This window comes from Bradyrhizobium sp. 141, assembly GCF_023074055.1.
Taxonomy (GTDB): Bacteria; Pseudomonadota; Alphaproteobacteria; order Rhizobiales; family Xanthobacteraceae; genus Bradyrhizobium.
The window spans coordinates 71,125-82,958 of the sequence record NZ_JADPKR010000098.1 but is presented as its reverse complement, the minus strand read 5'-3'; the positions used below and the strand labels follow the sequence as shown (position 1 = coordinate 82,958).

At 64.5% G+C, this 11,834-nt stretch carries 11 protein-coding genes; 4 read left to right on the top strand and 7 right to left on the bottom strand.

The features are described from left to right. Positions 1-111: 111 nt before the first annotated feature. The 4 genes from fabA to IVA81_RS30360 form a co-directional block, all read right to left on the bottom strand. On the bottom strand, positions 112-642 hold the full coding sequence (gene fabA, locus IVA81_RS30375) for a bifunctional 3-hydroxydecanoyl-ACP dehydratase/trans-2-decenoyl-ACP isomerase (protein ID WP_247324792.1): 531 nt from the start codon (positions 640-642) through the stop codon (positions 112-114). 102 nt (positions 643-744) lie between these two features. Then, positions 745-1,812, bottom strand: a complete 1,068-nt coding sequence (locus IVA81_RS30370) for a GGDEF domain-containing protein (protein ID WP_247324791.1) — start codon at positions 1,810-1,812, stop codon at positions 745-747. A 165-nt stretch (positions 1,813-1,977) separates the two neighbouring features. Beyond that, a complete protein-coding gene (locus IVA81_RS30365) occupies positions 1,978-3,519 on the bottom strand; it encodes a DEAD/DEAH box helicase (protein WP_247324790.1) in 1,542 nt (513 codons plus the stop codon). Positions 3,520-3,818: 299 nt separating this feature from the next. Beyond that, a complete protein-coding gene (locus tag IVA81_RS30360) occupies positions 3,819-4,778 on the bottom strand; it encodes a helix-turn-helix transcriptional regulator (RefSeq protein WP_247324789.1) in 960 nt (319 codons plus the stop codon). A gap of 200 nt (positions 4,779-4,978) precedes the next feature. Here IVA81_RS30360 and IVA81_RS30355 point away from each other — a divergent pair, with 200 nt between their 5' ends. The 4 genes from IVA81_RS30355 (at position 4,979) to IVA81_RS30340 (ending at position 9,628) form a co-directional block, all read left to right on the top strand. Beyond that, entirely contained in the window at positions 4,979-6,493 is a 1,515-nt protein-coding gene (locus IVA81_RS30355) for a caspase family protein (RefSeq protein ID WP_247324788.1), read from the top strand. A 284-nt stretch (positions 6,494-6,777) separates the two neighbouring features. After that, positions 6,778-7,206 (top strand): hypothetical protein, encoded by a 429-nt coding sequence (locus tag IVA81_RS30350; protein WP_247324787.1) that lies wholly within the window; start codon positions 6,778-6,780, stop codon positions 7,204-7,206. Positions 7,207-7,436: 230 nt separating this feature from the next. Further along, positions 7,437-8,684: an FAD-dependent oxidoreductase gene (locus tag IVA81_RS30345; RefSeq protein WP_247324786.1), complete on the top strand. Its 1,248-nt coding sequence runs from the start codon at positions 7,437-7,439 to the stop codon at positions 8,682-8,684. A gap of 179 nt (positions 8,685-8,863) precedes the next feature. Next, positions 8,864-9,628, top strand: a complete 765-nt coding sequence (locus tag IVA81_RS30340; protein WP_247324785.1) for an outer membrane beta-barrel protein — start codon at positions 8,864-8,866, stop codon at positions 9,626-9,628. A gap of 103 nt (positions 9,629-9,731) precedes the next feature. Here the strand turns inward: IVA81_RS30340 and IVA81_RS30335 are convergent, their stop codons facing one another. From IVA81_RS30335 to IVA81_RS30325, 3 genes are all read right to left on the bottom strand, one after another. Next, positions 9,732-10,502, bottom strand: coding sequence for a glucose 1-dehydrogenase (locus IVA81_RS30335; RefSeq protein ID WP_247324784.1), 771 nt, complete (start codon positions 10,500-10,502; stop codon positions 9,732-9,734). Between the two features lie 21 nt (positions 10,503-10,523). Then, positions 10,524-10,709: a hypothetical protein gene (locus IVA81_RS30330; RefSeq protein ID WP_027557870.1), complete on the bottom strand. Its 186-nt coding sequence runs from the start codon at positions 10,707-10,709 to the stop codon at positions 10,524-10,526. A gap of 312 nt (positions 10,710-11,021) precedes the next feature. Beyond that, the gene (locus tag IVA81_RS30325) at positions 11,022-11,804 is read right to left on the bottom strand and encodes a porin family protein (protein ID WP_247324783.1); all 783 of its coding nucleotides are present in this window, start codon (positions 11,802-11,804) and stop codon (positions 11,022-11,024) included. Between the last annotated feature and the right edge of the window lie 30 nt (positions 11,805-11,834).

Sequence of the window (11,834 nt, the reverse complement as noted above, 5' to 3'; positions counted from 1 at the left end):
CCGCCAGGCCACGCCTTGACGGACGCGAGCACGGCGTCATCATGGCAGGCGCAGGCGATCCGTCGGCTCAAAACACCGCCGCCATTTAATGGTTGCTACGAGACCTGATGCTCAGTCCACGGCCTTGGTCAGGCCGACCCTCATGTCCTTGGCCGTGAAGACGCAGACGCCGTCTGCAAGCACGCGGCCGTCGGCGATCCCGAGCACCAGCTTGCCGCGCCGGACCTGACGCATGGTCACCTCGTAGCGCACGCATCGCGCGTCCGGCGTGATCGTGCCGGTGCACTCGACCTCGCCGACGCCGATGGCGCGGCCCTTGCCCGGTGAGCCCGACCAGCCAAGCCAGTAGCCGATCATCTGCCACATCGCGTCCAGGCCCAGGCTTCCGGGCATCATCGCGTCACCGCGATAGTGGCAATCGAAGAACCAGTGGTCCGGCACAATGTCGAGCTCGCCGACGATATGGCCTTTGCCAAACGCGCCGCCGTCCATGCTGATCTCGGTGATACGGTCCATCATCAGCATCGGCGGAGCCGGCAATTGCGCATTGCCGGGGCCGAAATAGCCGCCTTCGCTCGATCTCAGCAGCTCGTCCCTGGTGTAGGACGGTTGTGGCGTGTGGAAATCGTGGGGGTTGGGCAAGACGACAAGTCCTCGCGATCGGGCGCTTTGAGGCGGCGAGGAAGATGTCGTTCGTCAGGCGGGAAAGTCAAGCGCAGGCATTTTTCGACCGCGCTGCTTCCATCACGCCACCCGGCTATGCGTCTCGACCGCGTATTCCGGATCGGCTTCGCAGATCACGCGGTTGCGGCCGTTCCGCTTGGCGGCGTAGAGGCAGGCATCCGCACGCTCGATCAGCGCATCGGTGTCGTCGCCTTGCTTGAGCATGGAGACGCCGACGGAGATGGTGACGCGGCCGAGGATCTCGCCGGTGGACTTCTTCTTCAATTCCTTCGCCATCACCGCGCGGCGGATGTGGTCGGCCACCGTGAGGGCCTGACGCAGCGCGGTGTTGGGCAGCACGACCGCGAACTCCTCGCCGCCATAGCGTGCGGTGATATCCTGGCCCTTGATGGTCTGCTTCAGCGAAAGGCCGACGAGCCGCAGCACCTGATCGCCGGTCAGATGGCCGTAGGAATCGTTGAACGATTTGAAGTGATCGATGTCGAACAACAGCAGCGACAGCGGCTCACCCGATGCGAGTGCGCTCTGCACGGCCATATCGATCATGCGATCGAAATATTTGCGGTTGCCGAGTCCGGTGAGCGGGTCGGTCAAGCTCTCCGCGCGGATCGCCTCCAGGCTCTGCTGCAGATTGCTGATCTCGTTCTTCGACAGCGTCAGTCGGTCTTCCAGCGCCTTGTTGGTCTCACGCATCTCGCTGGTCGAACGCAGCAGCGTTTCGACGATCGACTTGATCTGCTCGCGGCTCTTGGCCGACGAGAGTTTTTCGGTGGCGTCCGACAGGCTCGCATCGTAGGAGCCGGTCATGCCGAGTGCATCGCCCAAGACCTTCATCACGTCGTCGATCTCGCCGATGACGCGCGCGCCGACCTTGTCGATGCGGTCGGTGGTCTTGATGTGGGAGAGATAGGTTTCGTAGATCTGCTCGAGATCGGCTTCAGTCAGCTTGCCGCTGCGCGCCAGCGTCTCGTTGACGATCTTGTTGAGTGGCGCGTTGTAGCCGGTGGCGTAGACGTACCAGATCTCGTAATTGCGGGGAATTGCCGTCTGTCGCAGCGATCGGATCTGACCGAGCGCTACCTCGGCGAACGCCATCGTGCGTTCGTGTTCGTCGAGAACCTTGACCACGGAACATACCCCACAGCGGTCGGTGCGCCGTCGACCGCAGCAATGCTTAAATTATGTTCGTAGGCTAACGGACGATCGTGAACGCCCCGTAAATATACGTTCACGAATGCATCTAAAAAATTGTGCGGCGGGTTTGCTCAACCGAAACCTGGAGCGCGTCGCGCTTCAGGCCCCGGCGGGGGAGCGAACCGGCCGCAGCAGAAACGCCGGCAGATGCGAGTGATCGCCCGGCTCGGTGTCGGCCTCGCGTTGGCGGCGGGGCTCGGGACGGCCGATCGACGGCACATGCGCCGTATTGGCCGGCTGGCGCGCGTCGTGACGCGGCTCCGCCCTGCGCTTGTCGCTGGAACGATGCCTTGCTTCAGCGGGCTGTCTTGCCTCCGAAGGACTCTTGGCTTCGGACGCATGTCCGGCCTCGGAAGCTTGTCTTGCTTCGGAAGCATGTCTTGCCTCGCCACGCGGCTCGTGGCTGCGCTCACGGTCGCGGCCGCGCTGCGGTTTGCCGCGCCCGCCGCGTGAGCGTTCGCGGCCACGCGACTCGCGCGGACGCTCGGTCGCATCGGAGGCTTCGGTGTGGATTTCAAAATTGCCTTCGGCGCGCGGAATGCTCTGGCCGATCAGCTTCTCGATTGCCACCATCGACTTCTGGTCGAGCGGCGTCACGATCGAGATCGCGGTGCCGGTGCGGCCGGCGCGGCCAGTGCGGCCGATGCGGTGAACGTAATCGTCGGCGTGATGGGGAACGTCGAAATTGTAGACGTGGCTGACCTCGGGAATGTCGAGGCCGCGGGCGGCGACGTCGGAGGCGACGAGCAACGGCAGCTCGCCCTTGCGGAATTGCTCGAGTGCGGCGGTGCGGGCCGACTGGTCCATGTCGCCGTGCAGGGCGCCGACGCTGAACCCGTGCTTCTGAAGCGATTTGTGAACGATCGCCACTTCACGCTTGCGATTGCAGAAGATGATCGCGTTCTTGAGGTCCTTGGCTTCGCGCAGCAGGCGGCGCAGCAGGTCGCGCTTCTCGTGCGCCTCGCGCCCGGCGGGCACCTGGACCTGCGTGACCGTCACGGCGGTGGTCGCGGGCTTGGACACCTCGACCTTCTGCGGATTGTGCAGGAAGGTCTCGGTGATGCGCCGGATTTCCGGCGGCATGGTCGCGGTGAAGAACAGGGTCTGCCGCGTGAACGGGACGAGCTTGCAGACGCGCTCGATGTCGGGGATGAAGCCCATGTCCAGCATGCGATCGGCTTCGTCGATGACGAGCAGCTCGACCCCGGTGAGGAGCAAACCGCCGCGCTCGGTATGGTCGAGCAGGCGGCCAGGGGTGGCGATCAGCACGTCGACACCGCGCGTCAGCTTGGCATCCTGGTCTCCGAAGGAAACGCCGCCGATCAGGAGCGCGACGTTGAGCTTCTGGCCGGCGCCGTATCGGTCGAAGTTCTCCTTGACCTGGGCCGCGAGCTCGCGGGTCGGCTCGAGGATCAGCGTGCGCGGCATGCGGGCTCGAGCGCGCCCTTTTTCGAGGATGGTGAGCATCGGCAGCACGAAGGCCGCGGTCTTGCCGGTGCCGGTCTGGGCGATGCCGAGCACGTCCTTGCGCGCGAGGACGTGGGGGATCGCCTGTTCCTGAATGGGGGTGGGGGTGGTGTAACCGGTGGCCGCCACTGCGGCGAGGACTTTTTCGGACAGTCCGAGATTTGAAAAGGACATTGAGCCTCTGGTCGAAACCGCCGTTCGGAATCGAGGATGATTAAGGCTGTCGCGTTCCACCCCGAAACGGCGCGCTCTCAAAGAAGCTGGGGGTGCTGACTCACGCGGACAAAGCGCAAGGCTCAGGAATCGCTCTTCGATCTGAGCCGCGTCGCCCCGGAACATAGGCGGGAATCGGCCAAAGTCAATGGAGCGGGCGCGGGAAGGCCCTAAAAAACCTGAGGTTTTCACCAAATAGCGGGCGCGACTGGGGTTTTTCACCCGGCCCCGCGCTCCGGCCGGAGCCGCCAAAATGGCGGCTAACGCCCATCCGAGCCCTGGGCCCGGAAGTCACCGGGGGCCATGCCGTAGGCGGCGTTGAAGACCCGGTAATAGGTCGCCAGGCTCTCGAAGCCGCACGCGGCCGCGACGTCGGCGATCAGCCGCTCGGGCGCCTCGCGCATCAGGCGGCGGCTCTGTTTCAGGCGTTCGTCCGTCACGGTCTGCGAGAAGCTCTTCTCCGCAGTCTCGAACAGCATGTGCAGGTGGCGCACGGACACGCCGAGCTCATCAGCCACCATCGCCGGCGCCAGATCCGGGTTTTGCAGGTGGCACGCGATCAGGCGGCGGGCCTGCGAGAGGCGTGCGGCCCGCAGCGCGGCCTGTCCGCGCCGGGTGCCGGGCCTGACGATGCCGCGCTCGATCAGCGCCAGATGGGCCAAAGCCTGGACGAGGGAGGTCGCATCGCTGGCCTGATCCGCGGAGGCTTCACCGAGCTCGGCAAAGCAGGCCCCGAGCAGGGGCGCCAGGGTCGGATCGCCGAACGTCCGAGGCGAAAGCTCGCGCATGCGCTTGTCCTGCGCCGGGATGCTGCTGAGCGGGATCTTCAGGATCCGCAGGTGGAAGCCCCCGGCGCCCAGCGGCGTGGTGCGGTAGGGCAGGTCGGTATGGCTGGTGGCGAAGCTGCCGTTGGCGATCGCGAAGTCGCTTCCGCGCATGCCGCCGAACCAGCCGCCGCTGCCGAGCTGCTGGTAGACGCAGATGGCGTCGCCCGGCGCGTAGGCGATGTCGGTCGTGCTGCGCTCCACCGTGTAGGGCGAGGCCTTCAGCTCGACGAGGCCGGCGCCGCCCAGCTGGAGCAGCGAGAATTCGCCGAAGAAGTCCGCGCGCCGTTCGCGCTCGAGTTCGGCCGTGACGCCGAACAATCCCTTGGAACGCACCTCGCGCCAATAGTCGAAGCGATCATTCGGCTCGACCTCGTCGGTACACCAGCGATACACGGCAGCCCCCGCTTGCAGCGCAATTGCCCTAGAAAGAGCAGATTCCGTGGGAATCTGCCATAGCCAGATCATGGAACCGGAGCCCAGGTCCCTTGAACCGCCGTTACGCCTGGGCCGACTATCACACAGCGGCAGGGGATCCAATGAACTGCTGTTCGAAGGAAGCGGCCTGCGGCCGTTCTGCAACGGGAATTTTTGCGATGACGCGTCGGCTTTTCAGAATTCTGGCGGCCCTTGGCCTGGTGGCGGGCCTGAGCGGCTTCGCTATTCCCGCCCATGCCGAGAAGCGCGTCGCGCTCGTCGTCGGCAACAACGACTACAGGAACGTCCCGAAGCTGCTCAAGGCGGTCAACGACGCCCGCACCATGGGCGATACGCTGAAGCAGCTCGGCTTCTCGGTGATGGTCGCAGAGAACCAGAACCGGCAGCAATTCTCCGAGACCTTGCTCGCCTTCGACAAGGCGATCGAGCCCGGCGATACCGCGTTCTTCTTCTACGCCGGCCACGGCTTCGAGATCGCGGGTCAGAACTATTTGCTGCCCACTGATGTGCCGTCGGCGACCGAAGGGCAGGAAGAGCTGGTGCGCGACGCCTCCATCCTGGCCGACCGCATCGTCGAGCGCCTCCAGAACAAGAAGGCGCGGACGTCGATCCTGGTGTTCGACGCCTGCCGCAACAATCCGTTCGAGCGCAAAGGCACCCGTGCGGTCGCCGGCGCCGGCGGACTTGCGCCGATGATGCAATTGCCTGAAGGCGTGTTCTCGGTGTTTTCGGCAGGTCCTCGCCAGACCGCGCTCGATCGTCTGTCCAACGACGACGCCAATCCCAATTCGGTGTTCACGCGCACCTTCGCCAAGGAGCTGCTCAAGCCCGGCGAGAATCTCGTGCAGGTGGCGCAGCGCACCCGCCGGGCCGTGAGCGAGATGGCCGATACCGTGAAGCACAGGCAGGTGCCTGTCTATTTCGACCAGATGGTCGACGACGTGTTTCTCAGCGGCCTTGCCAAGGATGCCGTCGCGCGTTCGGACGACCCGCCGCCGCAGAAGCTCGCGGCGCTGCCGCCGGTGTCGGTGCCGCAGCTGCCGAAGGAGGAGGCCACCAACGCGCCGATCGCGAGCTTCTCGCGGCACAATGGCGGCTGGAGCGTGGTGTTCTCCTTCGCCGACCCGGCGCTCGGCATTTCCTGGCGCATCGCCGGCAAGGGTGACTTCCGCGAGACCGGCTTCATCGATACGCTCGATCCGCGCACGCGCAAGCGCATGCCGAACCCGTCGATCGAGTTGCCGCCGGATGCTCAGGCCGGCACCATCGAAGTCCGCTATGTCGATCAGTCCGGCGACATGCAGGGGCCGTTCCCGATCAGGTTCGATCCTGAGGCCGCGCTGATCCGCGACCAGCGCAAGATCCTCGACATGACGGCGACGAGCTGGCTGTCGTTCCGCGAGTTCAACGGGCTGCTGGTCTACTACACGCACCTCGTGTCCTATCGCTGCGCCATCCGCGAGGTGCGCATCGGCATCGACACCGCCGTGCCCAACCAGGTGCTGAAGATGCCGCCGTGCGACATGCGCGACCCCAGCGCGATCACTGCCGGCATGCCGCTCTACATGAAGCTCGCTCCCGCTACGCAATCCGTCTCGGTGGAGCTGACTTATCGCGACGGCAGCGTGTCGGAGATCAAGAGTTTCCGCAGCGCGAACCGCAGTAATAATTGATGATGACTCCTTGTCGGTTGCGTCGCGACCCCGTGGGGGGTTGCGTCGCGACCCCGAGGGAGTGGACTAACGGAACTGTTCTTCAAGAGGCATGTTAAATTCACCTTGGACCAAGCCTTTGCAGGATTTGCGGTCGTCGTCCAACCATCACTGAGCTTCTGGCAGAGCGACGAAAGCTGACGGCTTCGGCATCCCGTGACTGAAGCGAAAGAAGTTCGGTAAGCACGTACCAAGGAACAACTCCTTGGGTCCCTGGATTGTCCACCAAACCAGGGAGATGATCCATGATCCGCAAGTCCATCCTTGTAGCCTTCGCCTGCGCTGCGCTTTCGACGTCCGCTTATGCTCAGGGAGGCGGCGGTGCTGGAGGCGGCGGTGGCGCGGGTGGTGGTGCCAGTGCCGGCGCCGCTGCAGGGACGGGTACCGGCGGCGCGGGATCCGCGGCCAGTTCGGGTGCTGGAATGGGCACGTCATCCAGCAGCGCCAATTCGGGGCCCTCGGCTCCGTCAGGGATGGGGACGCAGGGCACCACCACCGGAGCCAACGTCAACACCAACAGGAGCCAGAGCAATCCGAACGTTCAGCCGCCGACTGCGAACGGCACGTCGCCGACAGCGGCGCAAGCTGCGCGGAACTCTGGTGCCGGCCATGCGCCCAACGGGTTGCCGATCGGCAGCCCGGGCAGCGGGACCAGCAATGAAGATCAGAAATAGTCCAGTTCCCGTCCAGGATAGGCCCGCGCCGTGCGGGCCTATCTGTTGCCTCGCGAGCGGCAAACATCAGGGGGCGCGGCTTATTCCCGGGACCGGACGGGCCGGAGTGACCTGAGCTGCCGGGCAGCGTTCGACATCCCGCATCCAAATTCAGACGCCGATCACCCGGAATCGGCGTTACATTGCCCGCCATATCTTGATCCATACTCACATCGCGGATCGCGGCTGCAATGACATCCGACCAGCAATCGAACCGGACCAAGAAAGTCCGCTGCTGCATTGTCGGCGGCGGGCCGGCCGGCATGATGCTCGGATATCTCTTGGGGCGGGCCGGCATCGAGGTCGTGGTGCTGGAGAAGCATGCGGATTTCTTCCGCGATTTCCGCGGCGATACCGTGCATCCCTCGACACTTGAGGTCATGGACGAGCTCGGCCTGATCGACGGCTTCCTGAAGCTGCCGCATCAGCGTTTGCAGAAGATGGACGGCCTGTTCGGCGGCACGCCGGTGCGCATTGCCGATCTCAGCCGGCTCCACACCAAATATCCTTTCATCGCCTTCATGCCGCAATGGGACTTCCTGAATTTCCTGCGCGAGGCCGGACGGCGCTTTGCCTCGCTCGAGGTGATGATGAGCACGGAGGCGGTCGATCTGATCCGCCGCGGCGAGACCATCGCCGGCGTGCGGGCGAAAACGCCTGATGGCATCATCGACATCGAAGCCGATCTCACCATCGCTTGCGACGGCCGGCATTCGACGGTGCGCGAGCGCGCGGGCCTTGCCGTCGAGGAGATCGGTGTGCCGATGGACGTGCTGTGGTTCCGTGCGGGCCGCAAACCCGACGAGACCGAAAAAGTGTTCGCGCGCGTCGAGCCCGGCAAGATGATGGTCACCTTCGACCGCGGCGACTATTGGCAGTGCGCCTATGTCATCGCCAAGGGACAATACGACGCGGTGAGGGCGAGGGGATTGCAGGCGCTGCTCGACGACGTTGTGCGCATGGCGCCGATCCTGAAGGGCGGCATCGCCGACGTGAAGAGCTTCGACGACGTCAAGCTGCTGACCGTCGCGATCAACCGCATGGCGCGCTGGACGCGGCCGGGCCTGCTTTGCATCGGCGACGCCGCGCATGCGATGTCGCCGGTTGGCGGCGTCGGGGTCAATCTTGCCGTGCAGGATGCGGTCGCGACCGCCAATCTGCTGGCCGACAAGTTGCAGCACGGCTGTCCGTCCGAGAACGATCTCGATGCTATCAGGCGTCGCCGCGAGTTCCCGGTGAAGATGACGCAGCGGATGCAGGTGATTGTGCAGAACAAGATCATCAGCGGCGCCTTGAAAGGCGGCGATCGGCCGCTCAAAGTGCCGCTGATCGTGCGCCTCATCACCGCGCTGCCGTGGCTCCAGGGCATTCCGGCGCGCCTGCTTGCGCTCGGCGTGCGGCCCGAGCACGTGCATTCGAAGGCCGCGCCCGGATCGTAGCGCAGGGAGCCGGTAGGGATAACGCCGCGTTAAATCGCGCGTGCGGCGTTGCTAGCGTGCAACAGCGCCCAGGGATTTGCGGACCGGCGCGCGCCCCTGCGCCGCGTTAACTTTGTTGATTCGAATTTTAGTAACACCCGTCTGTGACCTTGCGCCCATCAAAGGACACGGGGTGTACCATGCGTAACAAATTCATTGCCGCCTTCGCCTGCACGACCGCTCTGGTTTCGACGGGCGCGGCCTCCGCCGCCGATCTCGGCGCGCGCTACACCAAGGCACCCGCTTATGTCGAGCCGCTGTTCAACTGGACCGGCTTCTACGTCGGCGGCCACATCGGTGGCGCCTGGACCAACGAGCAGTTCATCAACAACGGCAACAGTGGCGGCTTCGGTGATCTCTCTCCGGGAGAAGGTTTCCGTCAGCGCAACTCGGGCATCATGGGCGGCGCCCAGATCGGCTACAACTGGCAGGCCAACAATTACGTGTTCGGCATGGAAGGCACGATCTCCGGCCTCAACAACAAGGGTTCGTTCACGAACACCGTGTTTGGCACCGGTGACGACGTGTTCTCCTGGCGTGCCAACGTTCTGGCAACGGTCGTCGGCCGCGCCGGCTTCGCCGTGCAGAACAACCTCTTCTACATCAAGGGCGGCTATGCCGGCGTGAACAACCGTCTGTCGGTCAGTGACACCGTCGGCACCGCGGGTTCGGGCGGTCAGACCCATTGGGCCAACGGCTGGACCGTCGGCGCCGGCTGGGAATACGGCGTCACCCGCAACTGGATCGTCGGCCTCGAGTACAATTACGCGGCTTTCGGCAGCCAGACCTATCAGCTTGGCGGCACCACGACCAACTACACTTTCGACGCCAAGCCGCGCGATATCCAGTGGGCCGTCGTGCGCGCGAGCTACAAGTTCGACGCGCCGACCATCGCCCGCTACTGAGCACGTCGACCGCAACGCGACCAACGATCAAGAAAAGCACTGCCAAAATTCAAAAGCCCCGGCCTGGTCCGGGGCTTCTTTTTTTCGTGGTGTAGCCCCGGTCTCAGGCCATCACCGAGAAGCCGCCATCGACGGGGATTGCGGTGCCCGTGACGAAGTTCGACGCGGACGATGCCAGGAACACGGCGATGCCGGCGAAATCGTCGATGTCGCCCCAACGCCCCGCAGGCGTGCGCGCCAGCACCCGCTCGTGCAATCCCGATACCTGCTGCCGCGCGCCGCGGGTGAGGTCGGTATCGATCCAGCCCGGCAGGATCGCGTTGACCTGGATGTTGTCGGGGGCCCAGGCATTGGCGCAGGCACGCGTGTACTGCACGATTCCGCCCTTGCTGGCCGCATAGGCGGTGGCGAAGCTCGCCCCGAAGATCGACATCATCGAGCCGATGTTGATCACCTTGCCGTTGCCCGACGCCTTCAAGGCCGGATAGGCGAGCTTCGAGCACAGGAACGCGCTGGTGAGGTTGGTGTCGATCACCTTATTCCACTCGTCGAGCTCGAGCTCGTGCGGCGGCTTGCGGATGCTCATGCCGGCATTGTTGACGAGAATGTCGATGCGGCCGAGATCCTTGACCGCGCGCGCCACCATGGCTTCGATCGCGGCCTTGTCGGTGACGTCGGTCGCAACCGCGATCGCCTTGACGCCGCGCTGCCTGAGATCTTCGACGGCCGCGTTGGACTTCGCCTCGTTACGTCCGACCACGGCTATGTCGGCGCCGGCATCGGCAAGGCCGCGCGCCATGCCGAGCCCGATGCCGCCATTGCCTCCTGTTACGACCGCGACCTTGCCGCGGAGATCGAACCGGCTGGATGTCATGCTTGTATTCCCTGGTTTCTTCTATTGGTTGCTCTGCCAGATCAGCACCAGCCCGAAGCCGGCCATGGCGGCGCCATAGCCGGCCCATTGCAGCTGGTTGACCATGAAGCTCGATCGCGGCCAGGGGACGGTGCCCGTGCCCTGGCCGATCCAGAGCAGCCCGACGGCGAGGGCGAACAGGCCTGCTACAAGCAGAAATCTGCGCATGCATTCCTCCCCATCGGTCCGCTTCCGTCGCGACTCGCGGCATCAACGATGCTGCGGTCTCGAAAGCTTGGGGCGCACAGTAACCGTAGCTTTGGTTCGGTTACAATGGCGGCGCCGGCAGAAGCCGTCGCAGGCAAATCCCAGCACATGTCGCGATGCGCGGGCAGGGCGATCACCGATGTTGTGCGGGTGATCGAAGCTCAGCTCACCGCTGCGGACCGTCGTTGGGAGGCGAGCATTGGCTGCCGACGCGCTCACAACGAAAAAGCCCCGGACAATGCCGGGGCTTTGACGTTTGATCGTGAGATCAGATCAGTACTTCGCGACGACCGGACCGGTCCAGTTGAAGCGGTAGACCAGCGAGGTCGAGATCGTCTGGTTCCAGCTGTTGGCGCGGATGCTGTTGCCAACCGCAACGTTGCCGACGTCGAACAGTTCGTCCTGAGTCTTGGCATTGTAGAAGGCCGAACGATACTCGGTCTTCATGAACCAGCCGGGCGAAGAGACGCCGAAGATGTTCAGGCTGTTCTCGACACCGCCACCGACGAACCAGCCGTTGCGGTTGTAGCTGTTGAGGTGGATGCCGGCGGGAGTGCCGCCCAGCGTCGTGAAGTTGGTCTGGCCGAAGTGGGCGCCCGAGTAACCGCCGTTGACGTAGGAGAGAACGTTCGGGGCGACCAGCCAGCCGAGGCGCACGCCCGCGGCCCAGGAGGTTTCCAGCTTCTGGTTGCCGGTGATGCCGATGGTCGGATCCTGGATGGTGGCGCGGATGCTGCCGAACTGACCGTCAGCGAACACACCGGCGACCCAGGTGCCGCTGAACTGCCAGTCGTAACCGGCGCCGACGGTGCCGAACCAACCGGAGCCGCCCTGACGCTGGTCGATCGTCAGCGGAACCGCGCCGACAGTGGTCTGGACGTGCTGGTCGGCATTCGAGAGGCCGCCGCCGCCACCGCCGAAGACGTAGAAGCCGGTCCAGTTGGCGACGGGCGCCGGCATCGGAGCCTTCACGTAGGGACGGGCACCAAGGTCAGCGGCCGAGGCCGAACCGGTCATCGCCGCAACAGCGGTTAGAGCGAGCAAAGTCTTTTTCATGTCAAAATCCCCAACCTTGGTCTGTCGTAG